This is a genomic window from Streptomyces sp. Tek67B01 (genome assembly GCF_055231995.1).
This window is the reverse complement of record NZ_JBUYUY010000001.1, coordinates 2,002,350-2,019,214: the sequence shown is the minus strand read 5'-3', so window position 1 is coordinate 2,019,214 and position 16,865 is coordinate 2,002,350. Positions and strand designations below refer to the sequence as shown.

The following is a 16,865-nucleotide window of genomic DNA, read 5'->3' as shown; positions in this document are numbered from 1 at the left end:
GGGGCGACGGGTGTCAGACCCGGCGCAGTACGGCGACGACCTTGCCGAGGATGGTCGCCTCGTCTCCGGGGATCGGCTGGTACGCGGCGTTGTGCGGAAGCAGCCAGACGTGGCCGTCCTCGCGCTTGAACCGCTTGACCGTGGCTTCGCCGTCGAGCATGGCGGCGACGATGTCGCCGTTCTCCGCGACGGGCTGACGGCGGACGGTGACCCAGTCGCCGTCGCAGATCGCCGCCTCGATCATCGAGTCACCGACGACCTTGAGGATGAAGAGTTCGCCGTCGCCGACCAGCTGGCGGGGGAGCGGGAAGACGTCCTCCACCGACTCCTCGGCGAGGATGGGGCCGCCGGCCGCGATTCGGCCGACCAGGGGCACGTACGAGGCGGCGGGCTTGCCGGTGGTGTCCGTGGGCTGCGAGCTGGGCTGGTCCGAGCCACGCACCTCGTAGGCCCGGGGGCGGTGCGGGTCGCGCCGTAGGAAGCCCTTGCGTTCCAGCGCCATCAGCTGATGGGCGACCGACGACGTGCTCGACAGGCCGACCGCCTGACCGATCTCGCGCATCGACGGCGGGTAGCCCCGGCGCTGGACCGAATCACGGATGACTTCGATGACCCTCCGCTGCCGGTCCGTGAGCCCGGAGCTGTCGGCGCGGATGCCTGGAGGTCGCCCGGGCAGCGAGCGTGCGGGCCGCACGGACTCCGCCTCCGGGTTCTGACGTGCGTCATTCATGGCATGCACCGGCTCAAGTCGGCTCTGGGAGCGGTTCTGGGCAGTGATGGTGGCACTGTCTGCGGTCGTGGTCACGTCGGCCCCTCTCGAAATGTTCTCCCTAGCTGGACAACGGTAGTAGCTTTCGAAAGGTTGCGCCAAACACACGTTCGAGTGAAATATCGCAGATCGTTCACCTGGAGCAGTGCCAGAGGTGTATGGACCGACAGTCTGACCGAACGCGGGTTCGGCCGCCCCCATGCCGCCTACGGTACCCTTCCGGGTCGGATCGTCGCCGTGCGGGCCGGCGTTCAGTGTGGCACCGCCGACCCCGGTATCCGGACATCGGGCACCGCGACACGCGGCGGGTCGTAAATCCACCACAACCCAAGATCTAGTGGTTGGATGAGCGCTGCCACCCAGAAGTTGTGGTCCCGGGTCCGTCGCAGGTCCCGACATCGCATATGCTTGTGGCTGCTTCACGAGCCCCCGGCAGGGCCTCGTTCCTGCCGCTCAGGGGCCCGTGAGGTGATCAGTCGCGCCAAAGAGGGAGGGTGAGGGAACCATGCACTGCCCCTTCTGCAGGCACCCCGACAGCCGGGTCGTCGACAGTCGCACCACCGACGACGGCACGTCGATCCGCCGGCGCCGTCAGTGCCCCGACTGCTCCCGTCGTTTCACGACGGTGGAAACGGCCTCACTGATGGTGATCAAGCGCAGTGGGGTGACCGAACCCTTCAGCCGCTCCAAGGTCATCTCTGGCGTCCGCAAGGCGTGCCAGGGGCGGCCGGTCACCGAGGACGCCCTCGCCAAGCTCGGCCAGCGGGTCGAGGAGGCGCTGCGCGCCACCGGAAGCGCCGAGCTGACCACCCATGACGTGGGCCTGGCCATACTCGGTCCCCTGCAGGAACTCGACCTGGTCGCATACCTGCGGTTCGCGTCCGTGTACAAAGCGTTCGACACCCTTGAAGACTTCGAGACCGCCATCGCGGAGCTCCGCGACGGACGGCCTCACCCCCATGAGTGCGAGCCGGGTGGGACCCCTGCGGTCGTTCCCGTGCCCGCCTCCGCCGCCGACTGACCGGACGGGCCGCGAAGCGGTCGGGCCGGTCGGGCAGGCGAGATTCGTAAGTTCGTAGATTTCGTAGATACAGACACAGGGCACCGTGCTGCGGAATATCGCTGGCACTTTAGGGCGTTTTTGCCCGCATATGGGAGGCGGAGCATGACAGAGACGGCGAGCGGCTCGGCACGAGGTTCCCGCGCCAAGGGGACCAAGGCTGCCAAGAGCGGCCTGCGTATCGAGCGCATCCACACCACCCCGGGCGTGCACCCGTATGACGAGGTGAGCTGGGAGCGCCGTGACGTCGTCATGACCAACTGGCGCGACGGCTCGGTCAACTTCGAGCAGCGTGGCGTCGAGTTCCCCGACTTCTGGTCGGTGAACGCGGTCAACATCGTCACCAGCAAGTACTTCCGCGGCGCGGTCGGCACCCCGCAGCGCGAGACCGGTCTGAAGCAGCTCATCGACCGGATCGTGAAGACCTACACCAAGGCCGGCGAGGATTACGACTACTTCGCTTCCCCGGCGGATGCCGAGATCTTCGAGCACGAGCTGACTTACGCCCTCCTGCACCAGATCTTCAGCTTCAACTCCCCGGTGTGGTTCAACGTCGGAACGCCCCAGCCGCAGCAGGTCTCCGCCTGCTTCATCCTGGCCGTCGACGACTCCATGGAGTCGATCCTCGACTGGTACAAGGAAGAGGGCATGATCTTCAAGGGCGGCTCCGGCGCCGGCCTGAACCTCTCCCGCATCCGCTCCTCCAAGGAGCTCCTCTCCTCCGGCGGCAACGCCTCCGGCCCGGTCTCCTTCATGCGCGGCGCCGACGCGTCCGCAGGAACGATCAAGTCGGGCGGCGCCACCCGCCGTGCGGCCAAGATGGTCGTCCTGGACGTGGACCACCCGGACGTCGAGGACTTCATCGCGACCAAGGTGAAGGAAGAGGAGAAGATCCGCGCCCTGCGTGACGCGGGCTTCGACATGGACCTGGGCGGCGACGACATCACGTCCGTCCAGTACCAGAACGCCAACAACTCCGTCCGCGTGAACGACGAGTTCATGACGGCCGTCGAGAACGGCACCGAGTTCGGCCTGCGCGCCCGCATGACCGGCGAGGTCATCGAGAAGGTCGACGCCAAGGCGCTCTTCCGCAAGCTCGCCGAGGCCGCGTGGGCGTGTGCCGACCCGGGCATCCAGTACGACGGTGTGATCAACAACTGGCACACCTGCCCCGAGTCCGGTCGCATCACCGCGTCCAACCCGTGCAGCGAGTACATGCACCTGGACAACACGTCCTGCAACCTCGCGTCGCTGAACCTCATGAAGTTCCTCAACGACGACGGCAAGGGCAACCAGTCCTTCGACGCGGAGCGCTTCGCCAAGGTCGTCGAGCTGGTCATCACCGCGATGGACATCTCCATCTGCTTCGCGGACTTCCCGACGCAGAAGATCGGTGAGAACACCCGCGCGTTCCGTCAGCTCGGCATCGGCTACGCCAACCTCGGCGCCCTGCTGATGGCCACGGGCCACGCCTACGACTCGGACGGCGGCCGCACGCTCGCCGCCTCGATCACCTCGCTGATGACCGGTACGGCGTACCGGCGCTCCGCCGAGTTGGCCGCGATCGTCGGTCCCTACGACGGCTACGCCCGCAACGCCGACTCGCACAAGCGCGTCATGAAGCAGCACGCCGACGCCAACGCCGTCGCGCCGCGCACCGAGGACCTGGACAACGCGATCTGGGCTGCGGCCACCGAGGCCTGGCAGGACGTCCTGCGCCTCGGCGAGAAGAACGGCTTCCGCAACTCCCAGGCCTCCGTCCTCGCCCCGACCGGCACCATCGGTCTGGCGATGTCCTGCGACACCACTGGTGTCGAGCCGGACCTGGCCCTGGTCAAGTTCAAGAAGCTCGTCGGCGGCGGCTCGATGCAGATCGTCAACGGCACCGTCCCGCAGGCCCTGCGCCGCCTGGGCTACCAGGAGGAGCAGATCGAGGCGATCGTCTCCCACATCGCCGAGCACGGTGTGGTCGTCGACGCCCCGGGCCTCAAGACCGAGCACTACTCGATCTTCGACTGCGCCATGGGCGAGCGTTCCATCTCCCCGATGGGTCACGTGCGCATGATGGCCGCGATCCAGCCGTGGATCTCCGGCGCGATCTCGAAGACGGTCAACATGCCGGAGTCGGCCACCGTCGAGGAGATCGAGGAGATCTACTTCGAGGCGTGGAAGATGGGCGTCAAGGCGCTGGCGATCTACCGCGACAACTGCAAGGTCGGCCAGCCCCTCTCCGCGAAGAAGAAGGAAGAGGAGAAGGAGGAGGTCACCGCCAAGGCGGAGGACACCATCCGCGCCGCGGTCGAGAAGGTCATCGAGTACCGCCCGGTCCGCAAGCGCCTGCCGAAGGGGCGCCCGGGGATCACCACCTCGTTCACGGTCGGTGGCGCCGAGGGCTACATGACGGCGAACTCCTACCCGGACGACGGCCTGGGCGAGGTCTTCCTGAAGATGTCCAAGCAGGGCTCCACCCTCGCGGGCATGATGGACGCCTTCTCCATCGCCGTGTCCGTCGGCCTCCAGTACGGCGTGCCGCTGGAGACCTACGTCTCGAAGTTCACGAACATGCGCTTCGAGCCGGCCGGTATGACGGACGACCCCGATGTGCGGATGGCGCAGTCGATCGTCGACTACATCTTCCGTCGCCTGGCGCTCGACTTCCTGCCGTTCGAGACCCGCTCGGCGCTCGGCATCCACACCGCCGACGAGCGTCAGCGCCACCTCGACACAGGTTCGTACGAGCCGCTGGAAGAGGAGGAGCTGGACACGGAGGCGCTGGCCCAGTCGGCGCCGCTCGCGGCGGTCCCGTCGGAGCCGAAGCCGCTCGCGGCCGCCCCGGTCTCGGTTCCCGCCCCGAAGACGGCGCACTCCAGCGCCGAACTCGTCGAGATGCAGCTCGGCGTCTCCGCCGACGCCCCGCTCTGCTTCTCCTGCGGTACGAAGATGCAGCGCGCCGGTTCCTGCTACATCTGCGAGGGATGCGGCTCGACCAGCGGTTGCAGCTGACCGTGAGCCCCCGGCGGGCGTGAGTTGAGAACTCGGGTGGGGTGTCGACGATCATGTCGACACCCCACCAGGCGTTTCGCCACCGCGGCCGTCACGTGAACGTGTCGGGGCGGCAAGGGTTGGCTTGACCGGTCCCCCGAGACGATCATGGTGCCGGGGGCGGGGCCACCGCCGCGAGCCCCGGATGTCACTGGGGGAGTGGGGAGTGGGGGAGCCATGTGGAGCGGTGACGAGCTTGACCTCGACGCGTATCTGGCGCGGATCGGCTTGGGGGGAGATGGCGCGGGGGCGGACAAGGCGCGGGAACTCCGGCCCGACCTCGCGACGTTGTACGCAGTGCACAGGGCCCATATCGCGGCCATCCCCTTCGAGAGCCTTGACGTCACGCTCGGCCGCCCCGTCGTGCTGGACATCAAGTCACTGCAGGACAAGCTCGTGCACCGCCGCCGCGGCGGCTACTGCTACGAGCAGAACTCGCTGCTGGCGGCCGCCCTCCAGCGGATCGGGTTCGAGGTGTCGGGGCGCGGTGCCCGCAACCGGGCCCGCGGGGACACCCTGCTGCCGGTGACGCACGCCGTCCTCGTCGTCACCGTCGCGGGTGAACCCTGGCTGTGTGACGCCGGGTTCGGGCATCCCGGGCCGTTCGAGCCCGTCCCGCTCGCGCGGCCCGGAGCCGAAGTGCGGCAGGGGGACTCGACGTACGCCGTCCACCGCGAGGAGGGGGACGTTCTCGTCCTGCGCCGGCTGCGCGAGGGCACCGGGCAAGACCTCTACGCCTTCACCCCGCAGCCCTACCACCCGGTCGACTACGTGGTGCTGAACCATTACAGCTCCTCCCACCCCCGCTCCGCCTTTCTCGGCAAGGTCATCGTCCAACGGCCCGGCGGGGACGTCCGGGTGGCACTCCTCGGGCGCGAGCTGACCCACTGGTACCCGGACGGCCGGGTGGATCGCAGGACCGTGGCTCCGAAAGAGCTGATCGCCCTGCTCGACCGCGAGTTCGGCCTTCGGCTGTCCGAGCGGGACGAGGCTGATCTCGTGCGGATCTTCCGCGCCGAGGACTGACCCGGGCCGCGCCGGGCCCGTACGATGGCGCGGTGCTGGTCAAGTGGATTCGCTGCACGGTGACGGACCGACGCGGGTTCGAGCGTGGGCAGCGCAAATGGGCGGGGCTACCGGGCGAGCCCGGATTCCGGGGGCAGGGCGGCGGATGGAGCCGTGGCCGGCAGGGGGTGGCGCACGTCTTCGCGTTCTGGGAGAGCCGTTCCTTCTATGACTCCTTCATGGCGCGCTCGTACGATCGCCTGGCCGCCTCCCAGAACGGCACGTTCACCGACGCGCGGGTCACGCTCTTCGACTACCGCTTCGATGTGAAGACCGGGTTCGAGCCCAGGTTCTCCGATGCCGACGTGGTCCGGGTCGCCCATACGCGGGTGCGGGAGGGCCGCGTGGAGCACTTCGCCCTGATGCAGGAGAAGGTCTGGAACCCGGCCATGGCCGGGTCGCCCGGCATGATCCGAGGTCTTTTCGGGGAAGCCCCGGGTCGGGAGTTCCTGGTGCTGTCGATGTGGCGAGCGGCCGCCGAGCACGGCAAGTACCGGCAGGAGCGGGTCGAGCGGCTGTCGTTGCGCGCACAGACCGAGGCCGACGTGGAGGCGCTCACCGGTGACGTCGTCGACCTCGAACCCTCCTGGACGGTATGACGGTAAGACGATCGGTTGCCTGATCGGCGAGCCCGTTCGAGCCGCGCACCGGTGGCCGAATAGGGTCGTGGAATGGTACGACCACGGCGCATCGTCCTCGTCCGGCACGGGGAGTCCCAGGGCAATGCCGATGACACGGTGTACGAGCGGGAGCCCGACCACGCCCTGCGGCTGACGCGGGCGGGGCGGGAGCAGGCCCGGGAGGCGGGCGCGCGGCTGCGCGAACTGTTCGGGGACGAACGCATCAGCGCGTACGTCTCCCCGTACCGCCGCACCCTGCAGACCTTCCGCGAGCTGCGGCTGGACCCCACTCGGGTCCGCATGCGCGAGGAACCGAGGCTGCGCGAGCAGGACTGGGGGAACTGGCAGGACCACGACGACGTGCGCCTGCAGAAGGCGTACCGGGACGCGTACGGGCACTTCTTCTACCGCTTCGCGCAGGGCGAGTCGGGCGCCGACGTGTACGACCGGGTCGGCTCCTTCCTGGAGAGCCTGTACCGCAGTTTCGAGGCCCCGGACCATCCGGAGAACGTGCTGCTCGTGACACACGGACTGACGATGCGGTTGTTCTGCATGCGCTGGTTCCACTGGTCGGTGGCCGAGTTCGAGGCCCTGTCCAACCCGGGCAACGGTGAGTTCAGGACACTCCTGCTGGGCCCGGACGGTCGCTACCGCCTGGACCGCCCGTTTGAGCGGTGGACCACACCTGAGCCTTACGACCTGGACGACTAGAGTGACGTGGGATGACCGCTGACTCCACTCCCGAGACGCGCTACGCACGCGCCCTGTCCAGCCTTCGCGGGCTGGCCCTGGGGGACGCCCTGGGCTCCCAGTACTTCGTTCCCGTGAACTACCCGCTGCTCAAGCGGCGCGAGCTGCCGGCCGGCGGCGACACCTGGCAGTGGACCGACGACACCGAGATGGCCTGCTCCGTGCTGGCCGTCCTCGCCGACCACGGCCGGATGGACCAGGACGCGCTGGCCGCCTCGTTCGCCCACCACCACGACTTCGACCGCGGCTACGGCCCTGCCGTCAACCGGATGCTGCGTCTGATCCGGGAGGGTGAGGACTGGCGCACCCTGGCCGCCGAGCTGTTCAACGGACAGGGCTCGTGGGGCAACGGCGCCGCGATGCGCATCGCGCCGTTGGGCGCCTGGTACGCGGACGATCCCGAGCAGGCCACGCACCAGGCGGAGATCTCCGCGTACACCACGCACCAGCACCGTGAGGCGGTGTGCGGTGCGATGGCCGTCGCCGCCGCGGCCGCGCTCGCGGCGGCTGCCGCGGGGCCGCCGAAGGCCGCGGACCTGTTGGACGGGGTCATCGCGCTGGTGCCGCGCAGCGCGGTGGGCGCCGGGTTGCGGCGGGCGCGGGACATGCTGGACTACGGCGACGCCACCACCGTCGCGGCGGTGTTGGGCTGCGGCCGGCGCACCAGCGCCCATGACACCGTGCCGTTCGCCCTGTGGTCGGCGGCGCGCTCGCTGGACGACTACGAGCGGGCGTTCTGGACCACCGCCCAGGTGGGCGGGGACGTGGACACGACCTGCGCGATCGTGGGCGGGGTGTTGGGGGCGCGCGGCGACGCGGTGCTGCCGCAGGCGTGGCTGGCGCGGACCGAGGCCCTTCCGGAGTGGTTGCCCGGGGCGCCCCGCTGAAAGCCGGGCCGGGAGACATTGACGGGGCGCGGCCCGGGCGCCGGATACTCCGGGCGCCCGGGTCCGCGTACGGTCTTGCCCGCTCAGGCCGCCGGACCGGCCTCGGCGGCGGCTCCGTTGAGGGCCTCCAGGTCGCTCTTGCGCACCCGAATCACCAGCAGCGCGGTGGCCAGGGCGAGCCCCGCCATCGCCACGGCGGCCAGGAAGGCGGTGGAGATGCCCTGGGTGAGGACGATGTCGCCCCACGGGTCGGGCAGCCGGCCGGTCGCCTTGAAGGCGGCCAGCTGATCGGGGTCCGCCTTCGCCAGGAAATCCGGGACCTGCTTGGCGGCCTCGTCGCGGCTCGCGGTGCCGAAGACGGTGACCAGGATCGACAGACCGAGCGAACCCCCGACCTGCTGGCTGGCGTTGAGCAGCCCCGAGGCCGCGCCCGCCTCGCGCGGCGCCACCCCGGAGACGGCGGTGAGGGTGAGGGTCACGAAGTTCAGACCCATGCCGAAACCGAACAACACCATCGGCCCGAGCACCCCGGACACGTACGAGCTGTCGGTCTCGATGAAGCTGAGCCAGGCCAACCCCGAACCGGTGAGGGCGGACCCGGCGACCATGAAGGGCTTGGGTCCGAAGCGGGGCAGGAACCGCTGGGAGAGCCCGGCGGCCGTGCCGATGGCGACGGTCACGGGCAGGAAGCCGAGACCGGACTGGATCGGCGTGAAGCCGAGCACGTTCTGCACGAACTGGACGATGAAGAAGAACATGCCGAACATCGCTGCGGCCAGCCCGAGCATGATCAGGTAGGTGCCGGCGCGGTTACGGTCGGCGAACATGCGCAGCGGGATGATCGGCTCGCGCGCCCGGGACTCGATGACGACGAACAGGGCGAGCAGCACCAGCGCGGCGGCGAAGGAGCCGATGGTGAGCGAGTCGCGCCACCCGTCCTCGGACGCGCGGATGAACCCGTAGACCAGCGAGGCCATGCCGCCGGTGGAGGCGAGCGCCCCGGCGATGTCGAACCGGCCCGGATGGCGTTCGGACTCACTGATGAACAGCGGGGCGAGGACGGCGATCAGGACACCGATCGGCACGTTGACGAAGAGGACCCAGCGCCAGTCGAGCCACTCCGTCAACATGCCGCCGGCCAGCAACCCGAGCGCGCCGCCTCCGGCCGAGACGGCGGCGAACACGCCGAACGCCCGGTTGCGTTCGGGCCCTTCCGCGAACGTCGTGGTGATCAGCGCCAATGAGGTCGGCGAGGCTATGGCGCCGCCGACCCCCTGGAGGGCCCGGGCGGCCAGGAGCTGCCAGGGCTCCTGGGCGAATCCGCCGAAGAGGGAGGCGAGGGTGAAGATCAGGATGCCGGTCATGAAGACCCGACGGCGACCGAGGATGTCTCCGGCCCGGCCCCCGAGCAGGAGCAGGCCGCCGAAGGTGAGGGTGTAGGCGCTGAGCACCCAGGACAGGTCGGTGGTGGAGAAGGCGAGCGCCGTTTGGATGTGCGGGAGCGCGATGTTCACGATCGTCGCGTCCAGCACGACCATCAGCTGGCACGCGGCGATCACCGTGAGCGCCACGCCGGGCCGGTTCGGGTGGCGCGCCGCTCCCGGTATCCGTGGTTTGTCGAGTTGAACGCTTGTCACTGAGGATCCCCCGAAGTGAAATAGTGAACGCATCCGTTCACTGGCGACCCACGGTAAGAGCTACATTTAGTGAACGCAAGCGTTCACTAAGCCTGAAAATACGTGCGATGGGCACGCGGGCCGGTCGGAGGTGTGGGGCATGACGGATACCCGCTGGTCGGAGCCGCCGCCTGGGCGCAGGAGGGGTCCGGAGCTCGAACGGGCCATCCTGGACGCGGCCCTGGAGCAGTTGAGCACCGTTGGTTGGAACGCGCTCACGATGGAGGGCGTCGCGACCGCCGCGCGGACCGGCAAGGCGGCGCTCTACCGGCGTTGGCCGTCGAAGGCCGCGCTCGTGGCCGAGGTGCTGCGGGCCGGACTGCCGCCGCTGGACCGGATCCCCGACACCGGTTCGATCCGCGACGACCTCTTCGGATTGTGCGCGCGGATGTGTGAGGTGATGCGTTCACGCGCCGGCGTGGCTCTGCGCGCGGTCCTTCACGAATGCGACCACGACCATGCGGACCGGTTCCGCGGAGTGATCTGGAACGGCCTGCACGAACCGTCGCAAGCGGTGATCAGGGCGCTTGTGCGGCGTGGGATCGAGCGGGGAGAAGTCAGACCGGACGCGGACACTCCGTTCCTTGTCGACGTCATTCCCGCCATGTTGATGTATCGCGCGAAGATGTACGGAAGCGAATGGGACGACCGGGACGTCGCGCAGCTCATCGACGGGGTGATGGTGCCGATGCTCCGGGTGTGAGCCCGCGCCGGGCCCCGGCCGCGGCTCCCGGCCCGGGCCGGGGTGTGCAGGTGGCGCGGGGCGGCGTACCCTTGCTGGCGCCATGCCGTACGAAGCACCCACCCACACCGTCGAGCGCTCCCTCCGTGCAACCACCGGCGCCAAGGTCATCGCCGGGGTCGACGAGGTCGGACGAGGGGCCTGGGCCGGTCCGGTCACCGTTTGCGCGGCGATCACCGGTTTGCGCCGGCCGCCCGCGGGACTCACCGACTCCAAACTCCTCACCCCCAAGCGCCGGGACGCGCTGCTCGACATCCTGGAGGGCTGGGTCACCGCCCACGCCCTCGGGCACGCTTCGCCGGAGGAGATCGACGAGCTGGGTATGACCGCCGCGCTGCGGCTCGCGGCGGTACGCGCCCTGGAGGCCCTGCCGGTGCGGCCCGACGCGGTGATCCTCGACGGCAAGCACGACTATCTCGGCGCGCCGTGGCGGGTCCGTACGGTGATCAAGGGCGATCAGTCCTGTGTCGCGGTCGCCGCGGCCTCCGTGATCGCCAAGGTCCGGCGGGACCGGATGATGGCCGAACTCGGCGCAGGCGCCTCCATCGAGGACTTCGCGTTCGCCGCGAACGCCGGCTACCCCTCGCCCGTGCACCGGGCGGCACTGGAGGAGCTGGGACCCACCCCGTACCACCGGCTCTCGTGGTCGTACCTCGACGCGCTGCCCCAGTGGCGGCACCTCAAGAAGGTGCGCCGCAGCGAGGAATCGGCGGAGCTGGAAAACGGAGGCCAACTCGGCTTCGATTTCTGATCGCGTCCACGTGCCATCCGCCGGTACGTTTCGTACCGGTGTTTGATAGATGTCAACTCATGCCTCTCACCCCCGAGGAGCCTCAGATTCACGAGAGTGTCCAGGGTCCCCGCGTTACGCCGGCCGCGAGCCGCACCGCGCAGACCCCCCGCCCCGTACCTGGTCCGCGTCCCGCGGTCGTACCCCGACCCGGCCGCCCCGGGCCCTCCCCCGCGGCGGCGATCCGCGCGGGAAGTGCCCCCAGGCCCGCTCCGCCCGTGCAGCGTGCGGCGCAGGCCACCGCGGGAGTTCCCGTCGCCCCCACCGCACCGTCCGTCTCGGCGGCGGTGCCCCAGGTCCAGCTGATCCCGGCGTCCGTCGAGGGCGCGCTGGACGCGGCCGAAGAGGCCGTCGACCTGCTGCTCGACACCGGGCGCGCGCCCGGTGACATCCTGGTGCTCACCACCGGCGACCCGCACCCGTGGGCCGCGCACGAACTGTCCTTCGGCGAGGCCGCGTACTGGGCCCAGCACGATGCAGGGGACGACGTGTTCTACGCGGACGCGGCGCAGGCGAAGCGGGCGTCGGGTCGCCCCGTCGTGGTCTTCGCGGCCAACGGCGGTCCCGTCGACGCGGTGGCCGGCGCGTTGCCGGCGGCCTTGGCCCGGGCCGGTGCGCTGTTGATCGTGTGCGGCGACGCGCAGCAGATCAACTCCGTGCTCGGCGCGAGCGTCTGACGGCCTGTACTCCGGTACGGGCGGGGAGTGCGGGGCGGGCCGGGCGTCGGCCCCGCTGCGGCCCCCAGTCGCTCCGACCGTGCCGCGCGCCGCGGCTCGGCGGAGCGCGGTCGGGCCGGTGTGCCGGGTGGGAGGGAGGGGCCGGTGGAGCGCGGTCGGGCCGGGTTCCCGCTGCGGCTCGGCGCTCAGCGGGCGGCGGTGTGGCGCAGCGCCTCGGCCGCACCGCCACCGGTGCGCAGCGGCACCTGCAACGGATCGGCGGAGACGGCGCCGAGGAGCTCGGGACGGGAGTCCGAGCTGGGTCTGCGTCCGCCGCGGCCTTCGCCGAGCACCTGCCAACCTCCGCGCGTGAGCGTGATGTACGCACCGCAGCGCAGCCCGTGAAGGGTGCAGGCGTCCCGCAGCCCCCACATCCAGGCGCCGTCCTCCTCGGTCCACCGCTCGTCGCCCTCGCGGCAGTACAGCAGCACCGCGGTGCGTACGGGGGTCCGGCGGCGCAGGTCGTGCGGCAGCACCCGGCGTAGTCGCGACAGCAGGGCGTTGCGGTACTCCCAGCCGTCGGCCGATACGGACCGTTGCACGAACGAGGCGCTCGCCACGAGCCGTTCCTCCGGGTCGAGCACGGCGATCACGGCCGTCGACGCCACGGGATGGTGTCGCGAGTGCAGCCCGCTGACGACCTCGCGCGGATTGCTCAGCAGGGGTACACCCGCCGCCGACCACTCGGCCGGTTCCAGCAGTCTGCCGTGCCGACTGGCGCCACCGGTGGCCGTGCTCAGGGATGTGGTGGAGGGTGGGGCGAATCCGATGGTCACGGTCCTCCCTTCGGGTACACGCCCGCGGACGGGCACGGCTGGGATGTGGGCGCGCCGCGGCACGGCCCTGGAGAGTGCCGACGAGCCGAGCGGGAGCTCTCCGATTCTCGCGTGGCCCGCGAGCGTGGGGCAATGAGCATTTGGGGCCGCCGACCGGAATTCGCCGGTATGCCGTTCATATCCTTGCCCCGCCACGCCGTGCATGACGCATTCGTTATGGCTGGAGCGCCAGCACCAGGGGAAACACCTCCTTCGCGCCTGCCCGGCGGAGCAATCGGGCAGCCACAGCGAGTGTCCAGCCACTCTCCGCGCGGTCGTCCACGAGGAGCACCGGACCATCCGCCTGCGTCAGCGTCGCAGCCAGGGCAGGAGACACGGTCAAGGCGAGATGGAGTCCGCGGACGCGCTGGGCGCTGTTGGAGGACGGCAGGCCGAACTCCGGTGCCTCGTCCGTGTACGAGAGTGTCCCGAGCAGGGGCATCCGTCCGACCTCCGCGATCCGGGCGGCCAGGGAACCGACCAACTGCGGACGGCTGCGCGAGGGCAACGCGACGACGCCTACCGGCCGTGCGGGAGCGTCCGGGGCGCCCGACGCCCAACCACCCGGGCCCCGGGCCCAGTCGGCGAGCACCGCGACCACGGCTTGCGCGACATCGTCCGGAACCGGCTGGTCGGGTGCCTGGCGCGCGAGCATCGGGCGCAACCGGTTGCCCCAGCCGATGTCGGAGAGCCGGCCGAGCGCACGTCCCGTGGAAGCCTGCTCCCCGGCCGGGATACGGCCCTTGAGGTCCACACCCACGGCCGACAGGCCGGTCGGCCACATCTTGCGGGGCTCCAGTTCGACTCCGGGACGCCCCAATTCCCCTCGTGCGGTGTCCAGGGCGGTGTGGGAGACCTCCGCCGTGAAGCGCGCTCCCGCGCAGTTGTCGCAACGGCCGCAAGGCGCCGCCTCCTCGTCGTCGAGCTGACGCCGCAGGAACTCCATCCGGCACTCCGTGGTCGACGCGTAATCGCGCATGGCCTGCTGTTCCGCGGCCCGCTGTCGGGCCACCCACGCGTAGCGCTCCGCGTCGTAGGCCCATGCCTCGCCCGTCGACGTCCAACCGCCCTTGACGCGGTGTACGGCGCCGTCCACATCCAGGACCTTCAGCATCGTCTCCAGGCGGGTGCGCCGCAGGTCGACCAGCGGTTCCAGCGCGGGGAGCGACAACGGCCGCCCCGCTTGGGCCAGTACGTCGAGCGTGCGGCGCACCTGCTCCTCGGGCGGGAAGGCGACGGAGGCGAAGTACTGCCAGATGGCCTCGTCTTCGCGGCCGGGCAGCAGCAGCACCTCGGCGTGTTCCACACCACGGCCGGCGCGCCCCACCTGCTGGTAGTAGGCGATGGGCGAGGAGGGCGAGCCCAGGTGTACGACGAAACCCAGATCCGGCTTGTCGAAGCCCATTCCCAGGGCGGACGTGGCGACGAGGGCCTTGACCCGATTGGCCTGGAGGTCGTTCTCGGCCTGCTCGCGATCGGCGTTCTCGGTCTTGCCCGTGTACGACGAGACCGTGTGCCCCCGGTGTCGCAGGTAGGCGGTGACCTCCTCGGCGGCCGCCACGGTCAGCGTGTAGATGATGCCGGAGCCGGGGAGGTCGCCCAGGTGGTCGGCGAGCCAGGCCAGCCTGTGCGCGGCGTCGGGAAGGGCGAGCACCGACAGGCTCAGGCTCTCCCGGTCCAGCGGGCCGCGCAGCACCAGGGCGTCCGTTCCCGCGCCGGTGCCCAACTGTTCGGCCACGTCGGCGGTCACCCGGGCGTTGGCCGTGGCGGTGGTGGCCAGTACGGGGACGCCCGGCGGGAGATCGGCCAGCATCGTGCGCAGCCGTCGGTAGTCGGGGCGGAAGTCGTGTCCCCAGTCGGAGATGCAGTGCGCCTCGTCGACCACGAGGAGGCCCGTGGCGGCGGACAGCTTCGGCAGTACCTGGTCGCGGAAGTCCGGGTTGTTGAGCCGCTCCGGACTCACCAGGAGGACATCGACCTCACCGGCCGCGACCTCGGCCTGGATGCCTTCCCACTCTTCGGGGTTGGCCGAGTTGATGGTGCGGGCGTGGATGCCCGCCCGGGCCGCCGCCTCGACCTGATTGCGCATCAGCGCGAGCAGGGGGGAGACGATCACGGTGGGACCGGCCCCGTTCGCGCGCAGCAGCGAGGTGGCGACGAAGTAGACCGCGGACTTGCCCCACCCCGTGCGCTGCACGACCAGCGCCCGCCGCTTGTGCGCGACCAGGGCCTCGATCGCCCGCCACTGGTCCTCGCGCAGCCGTGCGGTGCCCGTGGGGTCGCCCACCAGGCGGGCGAGTACGGAATCGGCCGAGGACCTCAGGTCTGCGTTCATGTCCCCATGCAACCCGATCCCTCTGACATCGCGCCAATGCCGCACTGCGCCTGTGGATGTTGAAAGCTTTACGAAGTTATCCACAGGCCTTTCCGGAATCGATCAGAGGCGGGACCGTCGAGGCATGACGAAGAACCACGAATCCCCCCGTCCGGCCGGACAGCGGTCCACCACCGCCTCCGGAGCACCCACGGCGTCCCAGATCACCCTGCGCAGTCCGGCCGAGCTGGCCGACGCCCTGCCCTACATGCTCGGCTTCCACCCCACCGACTCGCTGGTCTTGGTCGCCGTCCACGGTGAAGGGGGCCGCTTCGGCGGCCGGCTCCGCGTCGGCATCCCCTCGGCGCCGTCCGAATGGGCGGACACCGCCCGGCAGGCCGCCGAAACCCTGATCCGGGGCAGTGAGCGCCGGGGCGGCAAGCCCGACGGCGTCGTCGTCTACCTCTGCCAGGACCCGCTCGTGGGGGAGAGCGCGCAGCGGGTGATGACACGGCTGCGGCCACTCGCCCACCGACTGAGGCTGGCCTGCGGCGCGCTCGACGTACCCGTCATGGAAGCCCTGTGCCTCTCCGACGGCCGCTACTGGTCCTATACCTGCCCGGACGAGCGCTGCTGCCCGGCGGAGGGCAATCCGATGGCCTTGCCGGGCACCTCGGTCATGGCCGCCGCGGCCACCTTCGCCGGAATCCGGGTAAGGGGGTCCCTCAAGGAGATCGAGCGCCGCCTGGCCCCTCTGGACGGGGCACAAGCCGTCGAACAGGAGAAGGCCTTGGAACGCGCCGCCGTCGCCCTGGTGCCGAAGATCCTCGACGGGGCGAGCCGGGAGGAGGTCGGGGCGGAGACGCTCGCTCTGGCCAAGACCCTGATGCGGCGCCTGACCCTCGCCCCACCCGCGGAAACGGGTCCGGGAGCCGACGACTGGGACGACGCACTGCTCGCCCACGACGAGGCCGCCGCGCTGATCATCGGTCTCCAGGACCGCGAGATCCGCGACATCGCCGCCGAATGGATGGAGGACGAGGAGGCGGCGCCCGCCTTGCGACTGTGGCGGGCGCTGGCCAGGCGCTGCGTCGGGGCATACGGGGAGCACGCGGCCGCCCCGTTGACGCTGGCCGGCTGGGTGTCCTGGTCCACCGGGGACGAACCGACCGCGCGGATCGTGCTCGGGCTCGCCCTCCAAGCCGATGCCGACTACCGGTTCGCCCAACTCCTCCACCATGCCTGCAACGAGGGCATCGATCCGGAGGGGCTCAGGGAGTGTCTGCGGCAGGAGCGCAAGCGCCGGGAGCCACGGCGCAAGCGGTCGAGCGCGAGCACCCGCCCACCCGGCCGCCGTCCGCGGTCGAACCGCCGCGCGCCTCGCCGGAGCGCGGGGAGCGAGCAGTGAGCCGGAGCGGGAGGACATCGTTGTGGCTGTTGCCCGGGGTCACGCGCGAAGGCGCGGACAGTGGGGGCCGGCCCGCGGGGACCACCGGCCCGCACGGGCGAGCGCGGCCGGGAGGCCCGCAGGATCCGCCCGCGCGACTGAGCGCCGTCGCCGGTGCGGTCCTGGGGCGGGTCCGTCGCCGCTTACGGGGAGCACCGACGGCGTCGCCCGG

The 16,865-nt window shown here is 70.5% G+C and carries 14 protein-coding genes; 10 read left to right on the top strand and 4 right to left on the bottom strand.

Annotated elements, in window-relative coordinates; all coding sequences use genetic code 11:
• Nucleotides 1-13: 13 nt before the first annotated feature.
• Nucleotides 14-805: a transcriptional repressor LexA gene (gene lexA / locus ACV7NM_RS08925; protein ID WP_463409797.1), complete on the bottom strand. Its 792-nt coding sequence runs from the start codon at nt 803-805 to the stop codon at nt 14-16.
• A 469-nt stretch (nt 806-1,274) separates the two neighbouring features.
• On the opposite strand from lexA, the gene nrdR reads away from it, so the two are divergent.
• From nrdR to ACV7NM_RS08895, 6 genes are all read left to right on the top strand, one after another.
• Nucleotides 1,275-1,790, top strand: a complete 516-nt coding sequence (gene nrdR / locus ACV7NM_RS08920; RefSeq protein ID WP_136212708.1) for a transcriptional regulator NrdR — start codon at nt 1,275-1,277, stop codon at nt 1,788-1,790.
• 144 nt (nt 1,791-1,934) lie between these two features.
• Complete coding sequence (locus tag ACV7NM_RS08915) at nt 1,935-4,832, top strand: vitamin B12-dependent ribonucleotide reductase (protein WP_463409796.1); 2,898 nt, start codon at nt 1,935-1,937, stop codon at nt 4,830-4,832.
• Nucleotides 4,833-5,048: 216 nt separating this feature from the next.
• A complete protein-coding gene (locus ACV7NM_RS08910) occupies nt 5,049-5,897 on the top strand; it encodes an arylamine N-acetyltransferase family protein (RefSeq protein WP_463409795.1) in 849 nt (282 codons plus the stop codon).
• Nucleotides 5,898-5,929: 32 nt separating this feature from the next.
• The gene (locus ACV7NM_RS08905; protein WP_136212557.1) at nt 5,930-6,535 is read left to right on the top strand and encodes a YdbC family protein; all 606 of its coding nucleotides are present in this window, start codon (nt 5,930-5,932) and stop codon (nt 6,533-6,535) included.
• 72 nt (nt 6,536-6,607) lie between these two features.
• Nucleotides 6,608-7,267, top strand: a complete 660-nt coding sequence (locus ACV7NM_RS08900; protein ID WP_463409794.1) for a histidine phosphatase family protein — start codon at nt 6,608-6,610, stop codon at nt 7,265-7,267.
• 11 nt (nt 7,268-7,278) lie between these two features.
• Nucleotides 7,279-8,193 carry an ADP-ribosylglycohydrolase family protein gene (locus tag ACV7NM_RS08895; protein WP_463409793.1) on the top strand — a complete coding sequence of 305 codons (915 nt, stop codon included), beginning with the start codon at nt 7,279-7,281 and terminating at the stop codon, nt 8,191-8,193.
• Nucleotides 8,194-8,276: 83 nt separating this feature from the next.
• On the opposite strand, the gene ACV7NM_RS08890 is transcribed toward ACV7NM_RS08895, so the two are convergent.
• Nucleotides 8,277-9,863 carry an MFS transporter gene (locus ACV7NM_RS08890; protein WP_463409792.1) on the bottom strand — a complete coding sequence of 529 codons (1,587 nt, stop codon included), beginning with the start codon at nt 9,861-9,863 and terminating at the stop codon, nt 8,277-8,279.
• A gap of 106 nt (nt 9,864-9,969) precedes the next feature.
• On the opposite strand from ACV7NM_RS08890, the gene ACV7NM_RS08885 reads away from it, so the two are divergent.
• From ACV7NM_RS08885 to ACV7NM_RS08875, 3 genes are all read left to right on the top strand, one after another.
• Complete coding sequence (locus ACV7NM_RS08885) at nt 9,970-10,572, top strand: TetR/AcrR family transcriptional regulator (protein WP_463409791.1); 603 nt, start codon at nt 9,970-9,972, stop codon at nt 10,570-10,572.
• An 82-nt stretch (nt 10,573-10,654) separates the two neighbouring features.
• Nucleotides 10,655-11,362, top strand: a complete 708-nt coding sequence (locus tag ACV7NM_RS08880) for a ribonuclease HII (protein ID WP_463409790.1) — start codon at nt 10,655-10,657, stop codon at nt 11,360-11,362.
• A 59-nt stretch (nt 11,363-11,421) separates the two neighbouring features.
• Nucleotides 11,422-12,078, top strand: coding sequence for a hypothetical protein (locus tag ACV7NM_RS08875; protein ID WP_463409789.1), 657 nt, complete (start codon nt 11,422-11,424; stop codon nt 12,076-12,078).
• 185 nt (nt 12,079-12,263) lie between these two features.
• Here the strand turns inward: ACV7NM_RS08875 and ACV7NM_RS08870 are convergent, their stop codons facing one another.
• Both ACV7NM_RS08870 and ACV7NM_RS08865 read right to left on the bottom strand, forming a co-directional pair.
• Nucleotides 12,264-12,893 carry a hypothetical protein gene (locus ACV7NM_RS08870; RefSeq protein ID WP_463409788.1) on the bottom strand — a complete coding sequence of 210 codons (630 nt, stop codon included), beginning with the start codon at nt 12,891-12,893 and terminating at the stop codon, nt 12,264-12,266.
• 214 nt (nt 12,894-13,107) lie between these two features.
• Nucleotides 13,108-15,267 (bottom strand): RecQ family ATP-dependent DNA helicase, encoded by a 2,160-nt coding sequence (locus ACV7NM_RS08865; RefSeq protein WP_463409787.1) that lies wholly within the window; start codon nt 15,265-15,267, stop codon nt 13,108-13,110.
• Nucleotides 15,268-15,391: 124 nt separating this feature from the next.
• Between ACV7NM_RS08865 and ACV7NM_RS08860 the strand changes: the two genes are divergently transcribed.
• Nucleotides 15,392-16,654, top strand: a complete 1,263-nt coding sequence (locus ACV7NM_RS08860; protein ID WP_463409786.1) for a DUF4192 domain-containing protein — start codon at nt 15,392-15,394, stop codon at nt 16,652-16,654.
• Nucleotides 16,655-16,865: the final 211 nt, after the last annotated feature.